Origin of the sequence: Nocardia asteroides (assembly GCF_021183625.1) — a bacterium.
GTDB lineage: Bacteria > Actinomycetota > Actinomycetes > Mycobacteriales > Mycobacteriaceae > Nocardia > Nocardia asteroides_A.
In genome coordinates this window covers 1214438-1232450 of sequence record NZ_CP089214.1, presented here as the reverse complement: position 1 = coordinate 1232450, position 18013 = coordinate 1214438, and the positions used below count along the sequence as shown (strand labels likewise).

Annotated in this window: 14 protein-coding genes, 3 rRNA genes and 1 pseudogene; 14 read left to right on the top strand and 4 right to left on the bottom strand. The window is 68.0% G+C overall.

Annotated features, from left to right (window positions below):
- The first annotated feature begins 164 nt into the window (after positions 1-164).
- The 3 genes from LTT61_RS06120 to LTT61_RS06110 all read left to right on the top strand — a co-directional run bounded on the left by LTT61_RS06120 (position 165) and on the right by LTT61_RS06110 (position 1514).
- The gene (locus LTT61_RS06120; RefSeq protein WP_233020887.1) at positions 165-461 is read left to right on the top strand and encodes an ArsR/SmtB family transcription factor; all 297 of its coding nucleotides are present in this window, start codon (positions 165-167) and stop codon (positions 459-461) included.
- Between the two features lie 77 nt (positions 462-538).
- Positions 539-1129 (top strand): HdeD family acid-resistance protein, encoded by a 591-nt coding sequence (locus tag LTT61_RS06115; RefSeq protein WP_233018958.1) that lies wholly within the window; start codon positions 539-541, stop codon positions 1127-1129.
- A 34-nt stretch (positions 1130-1163) separates the two neighbouring features.
- Entirely contained in the window at positions 1164-1514 is a 351-nt protein-coding gene (locus tag LTT61_RS06110; RefSeq protein ID WP_233018957.1) for a hypothetical protein, read from the top strand.
- Positions 1515-1536: 22 nt separating this feature from the next.
- On the opposite strand, the gene LTT61_RS32620 is transcribed toward LTT61_RS06110, so the two are convergent.
- Positions 1537-2307 (bottom strand): SGNH/GDSL hydrolase family protein, encoded by a 771-nt coding sequence (locus tag LTT61_RS32620; protein WP_269821856.1) that lies wholly within the window; start codon positions 2305-2307, stop codon positions 1537-1539.
- 531 nt (positions 2308-2838) lie between these two features.
- Between LTT61_RS32620 and LTT61_RS06100 the strand changes: the two genes are divergently transcribed.
- The 6 genes and pseudogenes from LTT61_RS06100 to LTT61_RS06080 all read left to right on the top strand — a co-directional run bounded on the left by LTT61_RS06100 (position 2839) and on the right by LTT61_RS06080 (position 9792).
- A 16S ribosomal RNA gene (locus LTT61_RS06100) occupies positions 2839-4357 on the top strand.
- Between the two features lie 269 nt (positions 4358-4626).
- Positions 4627-7759, top strand: a 23S ribosomal RNA gene (locus LTT61_RS06095).
- Positions 7760-7823: 64 nt separating this feature from the next.
- Positions 7824-7940 (top strand): 5S ribosomal RNA (gene rrf / locus LTT61_RS06090).
- The 16S, 23S and 5S rRNA genes sit together here, the layout of an rRNA operon.
- A 75-nt stretch (positions 7941-8015) precedes the next feature.
- Positions 8016-8096: pseudogene (locus tag LTT61_RS32910) on the top strand (FAD-dependent oxidoreductase); the annotation flags it as partial.
- Entirely contained in the window at positions 8096-8245 is a 150-nt protein-coding gene (locus LTT61_RS06085) for a hypothetical protein (protein ID WP_233018956.1), read from the top strand. The pseudogene LTT61_RS32910 and the gene LTT61_RS06085, both read left to right, overlap by 1 nt.
- Positions 8246-8895: 650 nt before the next feature.
- Positions 8896-9792, top strand: a complete 897-nt coding sequence (locus LTT61_RS06080) for a lytic murein transglycosylase (protein ID WP_420094740.1) — start codon at positions 8896-8898, stop codon at positions 9790-9792.
- A 101-nt stretch (positions 9793-9893) separates the two neighbouring features.
- Here LTT61_RS06080 and LTT61_RS06075 read toward each other — a convergent pair whose 3' ends face one another.
- A complete protein-coding gene (locus tag LTT61_RS06075; RefSeq protein ID WP_233018954.1) occupies positions 9894-10736 on the bottom strand; it encodes an SGNH/GDSL hydrolase family protein in 843 nt (280 codons plus the stop codon).
- An 81-nt stretch (positions 10737-10817) separates the two neighbouring features.
- Positions 10818-11639, bottom strand: coding sequence for an SDR family oxidoreductase (locus LTT61_RS06070; protein WP_233018953.1), 822 nt, complete (start codon positions 11637-11639; stop codon positions 10818-10820).
- A 129-nt stretch (positions 11640-11768) separates the two neighbouring features.
- On the opposite strand from LTT61_RS06070, the gene LTT61_RS06065 reads away from it, so the two are divergent.
- A complete protein-coding gene (locus tag LTT61_RS06065; protein ID WP_233018952.1) occupies positions 11769-12713 on the top strand; it encodes a DMT family transporter in 945 nt (314 codons plus the stop codon).
- Here LTT61_RS06065 and LTT61_RS06060 read toward each other — a convergent pair.
- Positions 12692-13486, bottom strand: coding sequence for a DUF1206 domain-containing protein (locus LTT61_RS06060; RefSeq protein ID WP_233018951.1), 795 nt, complete (start codon positions 13484-13486; stop codon positions 12692-12694). The genes LTT61_RS06065 and LTT61_RS06060 overlap by 22 nt on opposite strands.
- A 443-nt stretch (positions 13487-13929) precedes the next feature.
- Here LTT61_RS06060 and LTT61_RS06055 point away from each other — a divergent pair, with 443 nt between their 5' ends.
- From LTT61_RS06055 to LTT61_RS06040, 4 genes are read left to right on the top strand one after another with little or no spacing between them, the layout of a single operon-like run.
- Positions 13930-15441, top strand: a complete 1512-nt coding sequence (locus LTT61_RS06055) for a sensor histidine kinase (protein WP_233018950.1) — start codon at positions 13930-13932, stop codon at positions 15439-15441.
- 60 nt (positions 15442-15501) lie between these two features.
- A complete protein-coding gene (locus LTT61_RS06050) occupies positions 15502-16413 on the top strand; it encodes a metal ABC transporter substrate-binding protein (RefSeq protein WP_233018949.1) in 912 nt (303 codons plus the stop codon).
- Positions 16410-17147 (top strand): metal ABC transporter ATP-binding protein, encoded by a 738-nt coding sequence (locus LTT61_RS06045; RefSeq protein ID WP_233018948.1) that lies wholly within the window; start codon positions 16410-16412, stop codon positions 17145-17147. Before LTT61_RS06050 ends, LTT61_RS06045 begins: the two co-directional genes overlap by 4 nt.
- Before the next feature lie 35 nt (positions 17148-17182).
- Entirely contained in the window at positions 17183-18013 is an 831-nt protein-coding gene (locus tag LTT61_RS06040) for a metal ABC transporter permease (protein ID WP_233020886.1), read from the top strand.

The following is an 18013-nucleotide window of genomic DNA, read 5'->3' as shown; positions in this document are numbered from 1 at the left end:
TGGCTACCTTCACCGCCGGAGAAATCGCAGGTAGAGAACCTACACCCGATCTTGGTCGGCCGCAGCGCTCCCGCTCGACCCGACATTCGGCGAGCCCGTTCCGGTTGACGGAACCGGTCGCGGGCGCGCACACTGGATTAGTGCCGACTAATGGAGTGCGTGCCATGGTCGCGCTCGCCGACCCGACCAGGCGGGCCATCTTCGAAGCGCTGCCCGCCGCGCCGCGCTCGGTCGGCGAGCTGGCCGAGCGGGTCGGCGTCACCAGCTCGGCGGTCTCCCAGCACCTGCGGGTGCTGCGCGAGGCCAGGCTGGTGCGAATGCGGCCGGACGGCAACCGCCGCCTCTACCACCTCGACCCGCGCGGCCTCGCCGACGTCAGGGACTACGTGGAGCGGTACTGGCCGAGCGCGCTCGCCGCCTACGCGGCCGCCATCGACGAGGCGTGGAGCACCGAGCCCTGACGCACTGCCGATCACGGAACGGGAAACTCCGGGCAAATCAGCGCGGTTGCCTGCGGCAACGGGCATAACATCACGTCATGACGACAACGGAAGCGGTCGGCGGCCCGGTTCGAGCTCTCGCGCGCGCCGCCTGGCAAACGATTCTCGTCACCGGAATCCTCTCGGTGATCCTCGGTGTGCTCATCCTGGTCTGGCCGGGCGCCACCCTCGCCGTCGCCGGGGTGCTCTTCGGCATCTACCTGGTGGTCAGCGGGGTACTCCAGCTGCTCGCCGCCTTCGGGGCGCCCGCGAGCACCGGGCTGCGGGTGCTCGCCTTCATCAGCGGCGTGCTCTCGATCGTGCTCGGCATCTTCTGCTTCCGCGACGAGATCGCCTCGCTGCTCCTGCTCGGCATCTTCATCGGCATCGGCTGGCTGTTCCGCGGGATCGGGGCGGTCATGGCCGCCATCTCCGAGCCGAACCTGCCCGGCCGCGGCGTGCAGGGCTTCTTCGGGGTTGTCACCGCGATCGCCGGCGTCGTGCTCGTGGTCTGGCCGGTCGGCTCGGTGGCGACGCTCGCCTGGGTGGCGGGCATCTGGCTGGTGGTGATCGGCATCATGGAGATCGCCACCGCCTTCGGCGTCAAGCGCGACAGCGAGCGGAGCGGCGCGTTGCACGACGTGGTGTAGTAGAAGCACTCGGGGTGAACTAGGCTGCGACGCCATGAATTTCGTCTACAACGTGCTGGTCGTGACGCACCTGCTCGGGATGGCCGCGGTGGTCGGCGGCTGGGTGGCGTGCCGCCCCGAGGTCAACTCGGTCATGGTCTGGGGCGCTCGCGCCCAGCTGATCTCCGGGATCGCCCTGGTCGGGCTCGCCGAGTCGATCGACTCGCTCGGCAAGGACCCGAACCTGGCGAAGGTCGGGGTGAAGCTGGTGATCGCCGTGGCGGTCGCCGGGTTCGCCGAGGTCGGCTACGCCGACGCCAAGCGGGGCAAGCCCGTCGGCAGGCTCTCCGACGCGGCGGGCGGCCTCGCCGTCGTCAACGTCGTCGTCGCCACGCTCTGGACCTGAGCCGGACGCCGCTCCCGCCCGCTCAACCCTCGAACAGCGGAGCGAGCTGCGGCCGCTTGGCCGTCACCCGATCGCCGGTCGAGATCCCGCGCGCCCGGCGCACCAGCCACGGCAGCATGTGCACCGTCGCCCAGCGCAGCTCGTCGACTATCTGCTCGCCCCCGCGCTGCCGCACCGGCGGCAGCGGCTCCCGCCACGACCCGTCCGCGCCTGGCACCCGCAGCGCCTCGGCCGCCGCCCGCGCCACCACCTCGTGCCCCAGCGGGCTCAGATGCAGCCGATCCTGCGCCCACAGCAGCCGGTGCGCGGCCACCGGCACCGGCTCGAGCTCCACCAGCACCGCCTCGTAGCGCACCGCCAGCTCCCGGACATCGGCATTGAACTGCCGGATCCGCCCCGCCAGCGGCCGCAGCACCGGCGCGATCGCCCCGATGTCGGGAAAGGTGAAGGTGACCACCGTCGAGCCCGCCGTTCGAAGGGGCTCGATCAGCGCCGCGAGCTCGGCGAGCAGCGCCTCCCGGTCGAAGCGCGGCCGGATCAGGTCGTTCAGCCCCGCCAGCACCGCCGTCAGATCCGGCTGCATGGCCAGCGCCGGCGCCAGCTGCTCCGCGCGGATCTGCCCCGCGCGCCTGCCGCGGATCGCGAGATTGGCGTAGCGGAACTCGGGAGCCTCGCCGCCGAGCATGTCGGCGAACCGATCCGCCCAGCCGCGCAGCCCCCCGGACTCGTCGGGGTCGCCGACCCCCTCGGTCTGGCTGTCCCCGATGGCGACGAAGCGCGTGTAGCACTGCACGTTCCGAGGCTAGGAGTCCCGGATGAACAGGCGGTTTACCCATAGGGGCCGACAGTCGTCGTGTGCTGGGTCACACGGTTGTGATTCGGCCCGAAGTGCACCGCCCTGACCTGGGCATTCACGGTGTCCACCAGGCGATTTGACGTTGCGTTTCCCGCCGCGTAACTTATTCCATGTCAGAGCGACACGGACACCGACCCGGGAGACCGGGACACGAGGTTGGACGGCTGAGCGCCTGGTGGTTGGCTGGCCTGTTTGACATCTCGGATGTTCGGGTTTAGCCTGGAACAGTTGCCTCACGGAAGATCCAGTCTCTGGTTCGGATGTGTGTGCGTGTGTTCTTTGAGAACTCAATAGTGTGTCGATGAATGTCAGTGCCAAATGTTTATTTGGTTCTCGATTCTTGCACCCCCGTGTGAGGGTCGGGACATTTAGTCAGCAAATTGTTTTTTGCTGGCGTTTTGTTTTGCTGGGTTTTCGGACTCGCGTTTTCTTTCGATTGCGCCTCTTCGGGGGTGTGGTTGTGAGTCTTCAACGGAGAGTTTGATCCTGGCTCAGGACGAACGCTGGCGGCGTGCTTAACACATGCAAGTCGAGCGGTAAGGCCCTTCGGGGTACACGAGCGGCGAACGGGTGAGTAACACGTGGGTGATCTGCCTCGCACTCTGGGATAAGCCTGGGAAACTGGGTCTAATACCGGATAGGACCACTGATCGCATGGTTGGTGGTGGAAAGATTTATCGGTGTGAGATGGGCCCGCGGCCTATCAGCTTGTTGGTGGGGTAATGGCCTACCAAGGCGACGACGGGTAGCCGGCCTGAGAGGGCGACCGGCCACACTGGGACTGAGACACGGCCCAGACTCCTACGGGAGGCAGCAGTGGGGAATATTGCACAATGGGCGAAAGCCTGATGCAGCGACGCCGCGTGAGGGATGACGGCCTTCGGGTTGTAAACCTCTTTCGACAGGGACGAAGCGCAAGTGACGGTACCTGTAGAAGAAGCACCGGCCAACTACGTGCCAGCAGCCGCGGTAATACGTAGGGTGCGAGCGTTGTCCGGAATTACTGGGCGTAAAGAGCTTGTAGGCGGTCTGTCGCGTCGTCCGTGAAAACTTGGGGCTCAACCCCAAGCTTGCGGGCGATACGGGCAGACTTGAGTACTTCAGGGGAGACTGGAATTCCTGGTGTAGCGGTGAAATGCGCAGATATCAGGAGGAACACCGGTGGCGAAGGCGGGTCTCTGGGAAGTAACTGACGCTGAGAAGCGAAAGCGTGGGTAGCAAACAGGATTAGATACCCTGGTAGTCCACGCCGTAAACGGTGGGTACTAGGTGTGGGTTTCCTTCCACGGGATCCGTGCCGTAGCTAACGCATTAAGTACCCCGCCTGGGGAGTACGGCCGCAAGGCTAAAACTCAAAGGAATTGACGGGGGCCCGCACAAGCGGCGGAGCATGTGGATTAATTCGATGCAACGCGAAGAACCTTACCTGGGTTTGACATACACCGGAAACCTGCAGAGATGTAGGCCCCCTTGTGGTCGGTGTACAGGTGGTGCATGGCTGTCGTCAGCTCGTGTCGTGAGATGTTGGGTTAAGTCCCGCAACGAGCGCAACCCTTGTCCTGTATTGCCAGCGGGTTATGCCGGGGACTTGCAGGAGACTGCCGGGGTCAACTCGGAGGAAGGTGGGGACGACGTCAAGTCATCATGCCCCTTATGTCCAGGGCTTCACACATGCTACAATGGCCGGTACAGAGGGCTGCGATACCGTGAGGTGGAGCGAATCCCTTAAAGCCGGTCTCAGTTCGGATCGGGGTCTGCAACTCGACCCCGTGAAGTTGGAGTCGCTAGTAATCGCAGATCAGCAACGCTGCGGTGAATACGTTCCCGGGCCTTGTACACACCGCCCGTCACGTCATGAAAGTCGGTAACACCCGAAGCCGGTGGCCTAACCCCTTGTGGGAGGGAGCCGTCGAAGGTGGGATCGGCGATTGGGACGAAGTCGTAACAAGGTAGCCGTACCGGAAGGTGCGGCTGGATCACCTCCTTTCTAAGGAGCACATAGCATTTCGGGTCCGAGTGTGGCCCGGTGTTGCTCACGGGTGGAACGCTGACGCTGTACCGGATTCGTCCGGTTCTATATCGACACACTGTTGGGTCCTGAAAGAACACGCGGAAGCGAGTTTTTTCGAGGAAGAAGAATACGACGAGACCGCGTAGCGGTTCATACCAGCCTCTTTGTGTAGGGGTGTCGGTGACGCGGATTGCGTGGTCTTGTGTGTTGTTTGAGAACTGTACAGTGGACGCGAGCATCTTTGTTTGTAAGTGTTTAAGAGCGTTCGGTGGATGCCTTGGCACCAGGAGCCGATGAAGGACGTAGGAGGCTGCGATAAGCCTCGGGGAGCTGTCAACCGAGCTGTGATCCGAGGATGTCCGAATGGGGAAACCCGGCACGAGTGATGTCGTGTCACCCGCATCTGAATGTATAGGGTGTGTGGAGGGAACGCGGGGAAGTGAAACATCTCAGTACCCGCAGGAAGAGAAAACAACAGTGATTCCGTGAGTAGTGGCGAGCGAAAGCGGATGAGGCTAAACCATGCGTGTGTGATAGCCGGCAGGTGTTGCACGTGTGGGGTCGTGGGGTCATTTTTCCCGGTTCTGCCGAGCTGGGCGACAGTCAGAAAGGTGCGTGTTAGTCGAAGTGGTCTGGGATGGCCGACCGTAGACGGTGAGAGTCCGGTAGACGAAAACATGTTCCCTGTCGTAGGTGATGCCCGAGTAGCAGCGGGCCCGTGAAATCTGCTGTGAATCTGCCGGGACCACCCGGTAAGCCTGAATACTCCCTGGTGACCGATAGCGGACTAGTACCGTGAGGGAAAGGTGAAAAGTACCCCGGGAGGGGAGTGAAATAGTACCTGAAACCGGACGCTTACAATCCGTCAGAGCCTGTGCACAGTTTGGTCTGTGGTGGGTGATGGCGTGCCTTTTGAAGAATGAGCCTGCGAGTTAGTGGCATGTGGCGAGGTTAACCCGTGTGGGGTAGCCGTAGCGAAAGCGAGTCCGAATAGGGCGTTGAGTCGTGTGTTCTAGACCCGAAGCGGAGTGATCTACCCATGGCCAGGGTGAAGCGACGGTAAGACGTCGTGGAGGCCCGAACCCACTTAGGTTGAAAACTGAGGGGATGAGTTGTGGGTAGGGGTGAAAGGCCAATCAAACTCCGTGATAGCTGGTTCTCCCCGAAATGCATTTAGGTGCAGCGTCACGTGTTTCACTCCGGAGGTAGAGCTACTGGATGGCCTAGGGGGCCCACAAGCTTACCGAAGTCAGCCAAACTCCGAATGCCGGGGTGTGAGAGCGTGGCAGTGAGACTGCGGGGGATAAGCTTCGTAGTCGAGAGGGAAACAGCCCAGATCGCCGGCTAAGGCCCCTAAGCGTGTACTAAGTGGAAAAGGATGTGGGGTCGCGAAGACAACCAGGAGGTTGGCTTAGAAGCAGCCACCCTTGAAAGAGTGCGTAATAGCTCACTGGTCAAGTGATCCTGCGCCGACAATGTAGCGGGGCTCAAGTACACCGCCGAAGCCGCGGCACTCCCACAATACATCGGCCAACTTCTGCGGAGGTTGGTCTAGTGGTGGGGGTGGGTAGGGGAGCGTCGTGCATCCTGGGAAGCAGCAGCGTGAGCTAGTTGTGGAGGGTGTGCGAGTGAGAATGCAGGCATGAGTAGCGAAAGACGAGTGAGAAACTCGTCCGCCGAATGACCAAGGGTTCCTGGGCCAGGTTAATCCGCCCAGGGTGAGTCGGGACCTAAGGCGAGGCCGACAGGCGTAGTCGATGGACAACGGGTTGATATTCCCGTACCCGTGTATCCGCGCCCAATGGCGAATCATCTGTGCTAAACGCCCTGAACCGGATCCATCACCTTCGGGTGAGGAGAGGGGGATGCGCGTGACCCTGGGTGTAGTAGTCAAGCGATGGGGTGACGCAGGAAGGTAGCTGGGCCCGGTAATGGTTGTCCGGGTGTAAGCCTGTAGGGCGTTGTGTAGGCAAATCCGCACAGCATATAGCCTGAGAGGTGATGCGTAGCCGATTGAGGTGAATTCAGTGATCCTATGCTGCCGAGAAAAGCCTCTAGTGAGTTGGTACACGGCCCGTACCCCAAACCGACACAGGTGGTCAGGTAGAGAATACCGAGGCGATCGAGAGAACTGTGGTTAAGGAACTCGGCAAAATGCCCCCGTAACTTCGGGAGAAGGGGGACCAACACTGGTGACCGGATTTACTCCGTGAGCTGGTGGTGGTCGCAGAGACCAGAGAGAAGCGACTGTTTACTAAAAACACAGGTCCGTGCGAAGTCGTAAGACGATGTATACGGACTGACGCCTGCCCGGTGCCGGAAGGTTAAGAGGACCGGTTAGCCCGCAAGGGCGAAGCTGAGAATTTAAGCCCCGGTAAACGGCGGTGGTAACTATAACCATCCTAAGGTAGCGAAATTCCTTGTCGGGTAAGTTCCGACCTGCACGAATGGCGTAACGACTTCTCTGCTGTCTCAACCACAGACTCGGCGAAATTGCATTACGAGTAAAGATGCTCGTTACGCGCGGCAGGACGAAAAGACCCCGGGACCTTCACTATAGCTTGGTATTGGTGTTCGGTACGGTTTGTGTAGGATAGGTGGGAGACTGTGAAGTGGGCACGCCAGTGTTCGTGGAGTCATCGTTGAAATACCACTCTGATCGTATTGGACTTCTAACCTCGGGCCATGATCTGGTTCAGGGACAGTGCCTGGTGGGTAGTTTAACTGGGGCGGTTGCCTCCCAAAATGTAACGGAGGCGCCCAAAGGTTCCCTCAGCCTGGTTGGCAATCAGGTGTCGAGTGCAAGTGCACAAGGGAGCTTGACTGTGAGACTGACAGGTCGAGCAGGGACGAAAGTCGGGACTAGTGATCCGGCACCGGCATGTGGAAGCGGTGTCGCTCAACGGATAAAAGGTACCCCGGGGATAACAGGCTGATCTTCCCCAAGAGTCCATATCGACGGGATGGTTTGGCACCTCGATGTCGGCTCGTCGCATCCTGGGGCCGGAGTAGGTCCCAAGGGTTGGGCTGTTCGCCCATTAAAGCGGCACGCGAGCTGGGTTTAGAACGTCGTGAGACAGTTCGGTCTCTATCCGCCGCGCGCGTCAGAAACTTGAGGAAGGCTGTCCCTAGTACGAGAGGACCGGGACGGACGAACCTCTGGTGTGCCAGTTGTCCTGCCAAGGGCACTGCTGGTTGGCTACGTTCGGAAGGGATAACCGCTGAAAGCATCTAAGCGGGAAGCCTGTTCCAAGATGAGGTTTCTCACCACCATCGAGTGGTTAAGGCCCCCTACAGACCATGGGGTTGATAGGCCGGAACTGGAAGCGCAGTAATGCGTGGAGGTGACTGGTACTAATAGGCCGAGGGCTTACCAACAAAGATTGCTACGCGTCCACTGTACGGTTCTGAAACAACACGGTTCGTGTTCGTTTCACAGAGTTACGGCGGTTATAGCGGCAGGGAAACGCCCGGTCCCATTCCGAACCCGGAAGCTAAGCCTGCCAGCGCCGATGGTACTGCACTCGACAGGGTGTGGGAGAGTAGGACACCGCCGGAACAATTGTTACTGAAGGCCCCACCAATTCGTTGGCGGGGCCTTCAGTCGTTTCCGGGGAAGAAATTTCGCCCGTGCCTGGCGGGCCTCGCCTCGGCGGTATGGCTGGCCGAGCGCGGCCATCGGGTGACGCTGCTGGAGAAGCGGAGCCGGCTGGGTTGATCTGGGACGCACCGCCGTTCGCGATCCGCACCGGCGCCGACGAGCTGCTCACCCTGCCCTCGACCATGGAGGCGGCAGTGGAGAGCGCCGTGCGGGCGGTCGGCGAGGTGACCCGCTACCTCACTGCTACTACCATGCCGCGCTGACCGTCGGAGGTCGCGTGCGAAGGAAGGGGCCCGGAACCGGGCCGTAGCTCGTACCCTTGATGGGAGCGCCCGAGTGGCGCCGCCGACATCGAGGCGAGGAGGCCAGGGTGTGAGGTTTCTGAGAAGTTCATGAAGCCTCCACGGTATTTTCTCCCCTTTTGCTATGGTCAACGCAGCGTAAGTTAGTGCTGATTCGGCACTAGTAGCGTGTGCCGGTGGGGGATCGGCACCGCGACCGAGAGGACGGTGTCGTCGATATGCGCAAGTCTGCCCCGGTAACGGTGTCGCTTCTGGTAGCCGCCGGGCTTGTGTCCGTCGGTTCGGGATCGGTGGTCTCGGCCGGCGGCGCCGGGGATGCCGGCGAAGCGCTGCTGGTCGGCTCCACCGGATCCGACGCCGCCGCGGCCGCTGTGAACGCGCCGGCACCCGCCTCCCGGATCGTAGGGTTGCTCCCGGTCGACGGCGGTGTGGCGCGCGAATTGCGGGCGGTTGTTCCGCCCGCGGACGGTGCTGTTCCGGTGGGTGCGGGGCCGGTTCTGCGGAGTATCGCGTTGCCGTCGGGGTCGGGGTTGCTCGGTATTCCGGAGGTGGTGTTGGCGGCGTATCGGAACGCGGAGCTGGCGTTGGCGTCGGCGCAGCCGGGGTGTGGGGTGTCGTGGAGTCTGCTGGCGGGGATCGGGCGGATCGAATCGGGGCATGCGGGTGGTGGGCGGACGGATGCGGCGGGGACGACGGTGACGCCGATCTTCGGTCCGGCGTTGGATGGTTCGTTGCCGGGTAACGAGGTGATCGCGGCGTCGGGTGGTGGGTTCGTGCGGGCGGTGGGGCCGATGCAGTTCCTGCCGTCGACGTGGGCGCATTACGCGGCGGACGGTAATGGTGACGGTGCGTCGGATCCGCACAATGTGTTCGATGCGGCGTTGGCGGCGGGGAAGTATCTGTGCAGTGGGGGGTTGGATCTGCGGGATCGGGCGCAGGAGTTGCGTGCGGTGTTGCGGTACAACAATTCGATGTCGTACGCGGCGGATGTGTTGAGCTGGTCGGCGGCGTATCGGACGGGTGGGTCGCCGTCGGCGGGGCGGGTGTCGCCGGAGGCGATCGCTCCGGGGTCGGGGGGCTGGGGCAATACGCCCGGCGTGCTGCTGACCTCGGCGCCGGGGCCGGTGCCCGGTCCGCTGCTCGCGGAGGTGCCGGACGGGCTGCCGCTGGAGCAGGCGGTGCAGACGCCGACGCCCGCCGCGGTGCCCGAGCCGATGATCACCATTCCCGGGCTGCCGCCCATCCCGTGCGGGATCTTCTGCCCGCCGCCCCCGCCGCCCGCCGTGCAGCCCGGTGAGCCGGGGCCGCGCGCCGAGGAGCTGCCGCGCGAGGCGCCGGTGCCCGCCCCGCAGCAGGTGGCGCCGCAGGGGCAGGCGCCGGTGGAGTTCGGCCCGGACGGGCAGCCGGTCGCCCCCGGCCCGGACGCGGCGACCCCGCCGCCCCCCGGCCTCGTCCTTCCCTTCGGCATCACCATCCCGCTCCCGGCCCCACCCGCTCCGGCGCCGTAGTTTTCCCGGGGCGGCCGCACCGGGCGGCACCGGGCAGGCGTCGCAAGGCGCTGCTCACCCGTGCTGACCCGCACCCGCGCCGACCCCAGCCGACGGGCGCGTCAGCCGACCGGGGCCAGGGTCCGTAGCCGGGCCAGTACGAGGTCGGCCACTGCCGCCATCCCCGCGGCGGTGGGGTGGCAGGGTGTGCCGTGGGCGGGGCGTCCCGGTACCGGGACGAAGAAGTCCGACGTCCACGGGACGGGGGAGCCGGGGGCGTGCGCGAGGCTCGGGGTGCGGACGTCGATCAGCTGCCCGCCCGCCCGCTCCGCGGCCGCGGCGGTGCGGTCGGCGAGTGATTCCGCGAGGTAGCGGTAGTGCCGGTCGGTCGGTGATTCGCCGGGCAGCGGCGGGCCGAGAACCGACAGGTAGTTCACCACCAGCAAACGTGCGTTCGGCGCCTGGTCGCGCACCGTGCCGAACACCCGGTTCAGCCGCTCCTCGATCCCGCCGAGCGCCCGCCCGGTGGCTGCCTCGTCGGCGGAGCGGCGGGCGGCGGGCAGCAGCCGCACCGGCGACGGCATGCGCCGGGCGATCAGGAACGCCGTCAGCCCGATGTCGTTGCCGCCGATGGTCACCGTCACCAGGTCGGTGTCCGGGGTGACGGCCATGCGCTGCGGGGGGCTGCCGTACTGCCGCTCGTGCAGGATGTGCGCGCAGGTCGCGCCGGAGCTGGTGACATCGGTGAGCCGCAGCCCGGCCGCGGCGGCGATCAAGTGCGGGTAGTTGCGGCCGGACCGGCCCGCCGCGCGCGCCGAGCCGGTGGCGCGCGGCGGAATGCCGGGCCCGGAGGCGAAGGAGCTGCCGAGTGCGACGTAGCGGCGGCCGCGCCAGGGCGCGAGCGCGTCGGCGGCGGTGCGCGACCCTGCTCCGGGCACCGCGGTCGAACCGGGCCGATCGCTCATCGGCTGCTCTCCTCGCGCCAGGCGCCGGAACTCCCCGGACCGGCATCCGTGGTGCCACTCTAACCGGCGGTCTGTTCTCCGCTACCAGCGGGCGCGGCGGAAGCCGCCCTCGGAGTCGAGGACCTGGCCCACCATCCAGCGGCCCTCGTCGGAGATCAGCCAGGCGATGAGCCGGGCCGGATCGTCCGGTTCGCCCGCCCGGCCGCGCGGGAAGGCGGCGTGCACGGCGGCGGCGACGGCGGGGTCGAGGCCGGTGCTGCCGAGGGAGAGGTAGCCGGTGTCGACCGGGCCCGGGTTGACGGTGTTCAGCACGATCCCGAGCTCGATGAGCTCGTCCGCCACCGTCGGCGTGAGCCCGGCCAGCACCGATTTGGCCGCCGCGTAGGCGATCTCGCCCGGCATCGGGCCGAGGTGCTGGCCGGAGGTGAGCCAGACGACCCGGCCGCGGTCCGGCACCGCGCCGCGCTCCGGCCGGTACTGCCGGGCGAACGCCTGGGTGAGCAGCAGCACCGAGCGGGCGTCGACCGCCCAGTGCCCGTCCAGCATGGCGGCGTCCAGCTCGAGCAGCGTGCCGTCGCCGCCGCTGCGGGCATGGTTGGCGACCAGGATGTCGAGGTGGCCGAACTCGGCGACGGCATCCTCGATCAGCCGGTGCGCGGCGTCGGGAAGGGCGAGATCGACGGCGCGGTCGACCACCGTCGTGGTGGTGGCGAGTTCGGCGCGCAAGGCGCCGGTGTCGTCGGCGCCCCACGGCTGCCGCTCGTCGTGCGGGCGCCAGTGCGCGAGGTAGAGCGCGGCGCCGCGCTCGGCGAGCCGCCGGGCGACGGCGAAGCCGATACCGGCCCGGCGGCCGACGCCGGTGACCACGGCGACGCGGCCGGTGAGATCGCGGGAGGGGGGCACGATCCCATCGGACCCCGGGATGCGCCCCGTGGCAACCGAATTTCGGCCCACCGCTCGACGACCGGGCCGGACAGCGCGATGGCCGAAATCCGCGCGACGGCGGACCCCTGCGCGGACTAGGTTCGGCGGATGCGTGCGATCGGAACCGAGGGACAGCGGGCCGCGGCGGCGGCCGGGGCGACGGTCCTGCTCTGGGCCTCGGCCTTCGTCTTCATCCGGGCGGCGGGCGAGCACTTCTCGCCGGGCGCGCTGGCGCTCGGCCGGTTGCTGGCGGGCGCCGTAACGCTGCTGCTGATCCTGCTGGTGGTGGGCGAGGGGCTGCCGCCGCGCGCGGCGTGGCGCGCGATCGCGATCACCGGGGTGCTCTGGTTCGGCGTCTACATGGTGGCGCTGAACTGGAGTGAGGAGTACGTGGACGCGGGCACCGCGGCCATGGTGGTCAACATCGGGCCGGTGCTCATCGCGCTGCTCGGCGGGGTGTTCCTGGGGGAGGGGTTCCCGCGCAGGCTGCTGGCCGGGATCGCGGTCTCCTTCGCGGGCGCGATCGTGGTCGGGCTCGGCACCGCGCAGGGCGGCGCCGCGGTCGGGGTGCTGCTCGCGGTGCTCGCCGCGACCACCTGGGCGATCTCGACCATCGTCCAGAAGCCCGCGCTGGCAGTGGCTTCCGCGCTGCAGGTCACCACCGGGGGCTGCGTGGTCGGCGCGCTCGCCTGCCTCCCCTTCGCCGGGCAGTTGGTGCGCGAGGTCGCCGCGGCGCCTGCCGCCGCCACGCTGAACGTGCTGTACCTGGGCGTCTTCCCGACCGCGCTGGCCTTCACCACCTGGGCCTACGCCCTGGCCCGGACCACGGCGGGGCGGATGGGGGTGACCACCTACGCGGTCCCGGCGCTGGTGGTGCTCGGCTCCTGGCTCGCGCTCGGCGAGGTGCCGGTGCCGCTCGCGCTGCTCGGCGGCGTGCTCTGCCTGGCCGGGGTCGCGGTGGCGCGCAGCGGGCCCGCAACGCCGAACGGCCCGGCGGTGGAGACCGCCGGGCCGCTCGCAGGCAGCGAAGATCAGACCGGGACGCCGCCGTAGGTGCGGCGGTGCCGCGCCTCGAGGAAGGACAGCAGCCCGAAGGCGATGAGCCCCAGTGCGATCAGGATGAGCAGCCACGGGCCGAACGGGGTGCCCGCGAAGTCGCGCAGCACGCCGTCGACGCCCTCGACCTGCGCCGGGTCGTAGTTCAGCGCGGCGACCAGGGCGGCGAGGCCGATCGCGGCGACGACGGCGCCGCGGGCGATGTAGCCTGCCCGGCCCAGCCAGACCGCGGCGGTCCGGGAACCGCGGGTCATCCAGCCCATGCGCAGGTCGTCGGTGAAGTGCAGCCGGGCACCGCGCACGATGAGCAGCAGCCCGAAGGCGAGCACCGCGATGCCGAGCAGCGCGACGACGACCTGGCCGCCGGGCCAGGCCAGGATGCGGATGGTGAAGTCGCGCGCCACCACCTCGCCGGGGACGGGCAGCCTGCCGTTCACCACGAAGCGCAGGGTGAAGAAGAAGGCGAGGGCGTAGAAGACGCCCGCGACGGCCGCGTAGGCCCGGTGCCCGCCGGAGACGGTGCGCCCGGCCGTGGCCACCTGGGTGAAGCGCCACACCGCGAGCGCGGCGAAGCCGAACACCAGGATCCACAGCAGCAGGTACCCGAGCGGCTGCTCGGAGAGCGCGGCCAGCGCGCCGACCTCGTTGGCCGAGTGCTCGGCGGTGCCGACCGCGAGCATGAAGCCGAGGATGCCGAGCACGATGTAGGCGATTCCGCGGGCGATGAAGCCGAAGCGGGCGACCTTCTCCAGGCCGCGGCTGTTGCTCACGGTGCTGCGGCCGCGGGCCCCGCCCCCACCACCCCGGCGCCAGGAGCGCCTCCCGGTGGTCCGGTTCGCGCCCCGGCGCCGTCCGCCCGATCTATCACGGCGCCGATATGCGTTGGCACGCTGGAACATGCTGAGCTCCTTCACTCTCTGTGCTGCGGGGCATGCCCACTTCCGGCGCCGTGACACGGAGTGCCGCGTACCCGACATCCCGTGCGGCGCCCGCATAACTCCGCCGCGCCGGTGAAAAGCCCTGCTGTGCTGCACCGCAACCCCGCGGCGACCGTGCGCACCGCGGTGTGCAAGCCCGGTGGACGGCACCGCCCATCCGGCGTGTCGGCGGTGTGGCAGAGTGTCCGCAGGCGCTCGAATCCCGGTGGCGCGGTCATCTGCGAGTCGAGAGCTTGGACGACACCATGAATACCCGTGCCCGGGGGACGACCCGGTTGACCGTCGAAACCTGGTTCCAGCTCGTACTCGGCTCGATGGTGGTGATCGTGCTGGCGGGCGCGGTCGCGGGGGCGAGCATGATCGCCCGCACCACCGAGAGCTCCAGCCTGGTGATCGGCAGGTTGCAGCCCGCGCTCGCGGAGAGCTACCGGCTGCAGGCGGCGCTGATCGACCAGGAGAACGGTGTGCGCGGCTACGCGATCGGCGCCGACTCGGTGGCGCTGCGCTCCTACGGCACCGGCCGGGATGCCGAGGCGCGCACGCTGAGCACGCTGCGCGGGCTGCTCGCCGACCGCCCCGACGCGCTCGCCGACCTCGCCGCGGTGGAGGCCAGCGCCCTCCGCTGGCGCACCGGCTACGCCGAGACCGTCACCGCCGCACCGGAGCGCGCCCGGGCCGCCGCCGCCGACGGGCGGCAGCTCTTCGACGTGGTCCGCACCGGCTTCACCGGCCAGGCCGAGCGGCTCGCGGTCACCCTCGATACCGAGCGCACCGCCATGTACCACAACCGGGACAACCGCAACCTGCTGCTCGGCGGCCTGGTCGTGGTCTTCGTGCTGGCGGCGGTGCTGCTCACGGTGCTGGTGCGCGGCCTGGTGGTGCGGCCGCTCGCGGAGCTGCAGCGCAGCTCGCTGCGGGTGGCGGGCGGCGACTTCGAGCACCGGATCAGCACCCGCGGCCCGGCCGACATCGCGACCGTCGGGGTCGCGGTGGAGGACATGCGCCGCCGGATCGTCACCGAGCTGCGCTCGGCCCGCGAGCAGGAGGCCACCCTGGTGCGCCAGGCCGCCGACCTGGACGCCCAGACCGTCGAGCTGCGCCGCTCCAACCAGGAGCTGGAGCAGTTCGCCTACGTCGCCTCGCACGATCTGCAGGAGCCGCTGCGCAAGGTCGCCTCCTTCTGCCAGCTGCTGCAGAAGCGCTACGACGACACACTGGACGACCGCGGCCGTCAGTACATCGAGTTCGCCGTCGACGGCGCCAAGCGGATGCAGGTGCTGATCACCGACCTGCTCACCTTCTCCCGGGTGGGCCGGGTGAACGACCGCACCGAGCGCCTCGAGCTGGGGCCGGTGCTGGACCGGGCGCTGCACAACCTCGGCTCCGCGATCGCCGAGTCCGGCGCGACGGTGCAGCGGCCGGAGCGGCTGCCCGCCGTGGTCGGCGATCCGACGCTGCTGGAGATGCTCTGGCAGAACCTGCTCGGCAACGCGGTGAAATTCGCGGCGCCCGGCCGGAAGCCGGAGATCGTGATCGAGCACGAGGAGCGCGACGGCACGCACCACTTCGCGGTGCGCGACACCGGGATCGGCGTGCCCCCGGAGTTCGCGGACAAGGTGTTCGTCATCTTCCAGCGGCTGCACACCCGGGAGGAGTACGGCGGGACCGGGCTCGGGCTCGCGATCTGCCGCAAGATCGTCGAGTTCCACGGCGGCCGGATCGAGCTGGACACCGAGTACACCGGGGGCGCCCGATTCCGCTTCACCCTGCCCGGCGCCACCGGGTAGCCCGCGAGAGTTCCGCCACCCGCGCTTTCGAGTTCGGTGACCCGAACTTATGATGGCTCCATGAATCGGATGGTGCTGCTCGTCGTGCTGGCGCTGGGGCTGGCCACGGCCGGCTGCGACCGGGTCGGCGCGCGCGACGACGACGGGCGCCCGGTGGTGCTGACCACCTTCACCGTGCTCGCCGACATCGCCGCGAACGTCGCGGGCGACCGGCTGCGGGTGGAGTCGATCACCAAGCCGGGCGCGGAGATCCACGGCTACGAGCCGACGCCGGGCGATCTCCGGCGGGCCGCGCAGGCCGATCTGGTCGTGGACAACGGGCTGAACCTGGAGGCCTGGTTCGCCAAGTTCGTGGCCGACCTGGACGTCCCGCACGTGGTCGCCTCCGAGGGGGTGCGGACCATCGACATCGCCGCGGACGCCTACGCGGGCAAACCGAACCCGCACGCCTGGATGAGCCCGGTCAACGTCCAGCTCTACGCCGACAACCTGGCCCGCGCCTTCACCGAGCTCGACCCCGGCGGCGCGCAGCAGTACGCCGCCAACGCCGCCGCCTACAAGACGGCGCTGCAGCAGGTCAGGGACGACCTGGTGACCCGGCTCGCCGCGCTGCCGCCGACCCAGCGCGCGCTGGTGACCTGCGAGGGCGCCTTCTCCTACCTGGCCCGCGACGCCGGGCTCACCGAGCGCTACATCTGGCCGGTGAACGCCGAGCAGCAGGCCACCCCGCAGCAGGTGACCGGGGTGATCGAGTTCGTCCGCTCGGCCGCGGTGCCGGCGGTGTTCTGCGAGTCCACCGTCTCCGACGCCCCCATGCGGCAGGTGGCATCGGCGACCGGCGCCCGGCTCGGCGGGGTGCTCTACGTGGACTCGCTCTCCGAGCCGGACGGGCCGGTCCCCACCTACCTCGACCTGATCCGGCACGACGCGGACACCGTGGTGGCCGGGCTGACCGGGAGCGCCGCCCGATGACCCCGGCGATCGCGGTCAGCGACGTCACCGTGCACTACGGCGAGGTCCTCGCGCTGGAGCGCGCCTCGCTGGAGCTGGCCCGCGGCCGGGTCTGCGCGCTGATCGGGATGAACGGGTCGGGCAAGTCGACGCTGTTCAAGGCGATCATGGGCATGCTCACCCCGGACACCGGAACCGTCCGGATCGCGGGCGACACCCCGGCGGCGGCCCGCAGGGCGGGGCTGGTCGGGTACGTGCCGCAGTCCGAGGAGATCGACTGGGCCTTCCCGATCACCGTGCGCGAGGTCGTCATGACCGGGCGCTACGGCCGGCTCGGCTGGACCCGCAGGCCGCGGGCGGCGGATCGGGCGGCCGTCGATGCCGCGCTGGAGCGGGTCGAGCTCGCCGACCTGGCGCACCGGCAGATCGGTCAGCTCTCCGGCGGGCAGCGCAAGCGCGCCTTCGTCGCCCGCGGGATCGCGCAGGGGGCGTCGGTGCTGCTGCTCGACGAGCCCTTCGCCGGGGTGGACAAGCGCTCGGAGGCCACCATCACCGCGCTGCTGCGCGAGCTGGCCGCCGACGGCGCGGCCGTGCTGATCTCCACGCACGACCTGCACGCGTTGCCGAACCTGGCCGACGAGGCGGTGCTGCTCATGCGGAAGGTGCTCGCGCACGGCGACATCGACGAGGTGATCCGCCCGGAGAACCTGGTCCGCGCCTTCGGCCTCGACCCGATGGCGGGCGGTGCGCGGTGATCGACCTGCTGCTCGACCCGTTCGCCTACGACTTCATGGTCCGTGCGCTCGCCGCCACCGTGATCTCCTCGGTGGTCTGCGCGATCCTGTCCTGCTGGCTGGTGCTGATCGGCTGGTCGCTCATGGGCGACGCGGTCTCGCACGCGGTGCTGCCCGGGGTGGTGCTCGCCTACATCGTCGGCGCGCCGTTCGCGCTCGGCGCGGTGGTCTTCGGCTTCCTGGCGGTGGCGCTGATCGGGGTGGTGCGCGACACCAGCCGGGTCAAGGAGGACGCCACCATCGGCATCGTCTTCACCACGCTGTTCTCGCTGGGGCTCGTGCTCATCTCGGTGACGCCGAGCCAGACCGACCTGAACCACATCATCTTCGGCAACCTGCTCGGCGTCGCCCCCTCGGATCTGTGGCAGATCGCGGCGCTCGGCGCGGTGGTCTTCGTGATCGCGGTGGCCAAGCGCCGCGACCTCACGCTCTACGCCTTCGACCCGACGCACGCGCACGCCATCGGGCTGAACCCGCGGCTGCTCGGCGCGCTGCTGCTCGGGCTGCTCGCGCTCACCGCGGTGACCGCGCTGCAGGTGGTCGGGGTGGTGCTGGTGGTGGCGATGCTGATCATCCCCGGCGCCACCGCCTACCTGCTCACCGACCGGTTCGGCCGGATGCTGCTGATCGCGCCGACGCTCGCCGTGGTGGCGGCGGTGACCGGGCTCTACCTCGCCTACTACCTGGACACCGCGGCGGGCGGCATGGTGGTGCTGGCCCAGGGCGTGTTCTTCGCCGCGGTCTACCTGTTCGGGCCGCGGCACGGGCTGATCGCCACCCGCTGGTCGGCGGCGCGCAGGCGCAGGCAGGCCGTGCGCGCCGGCTGA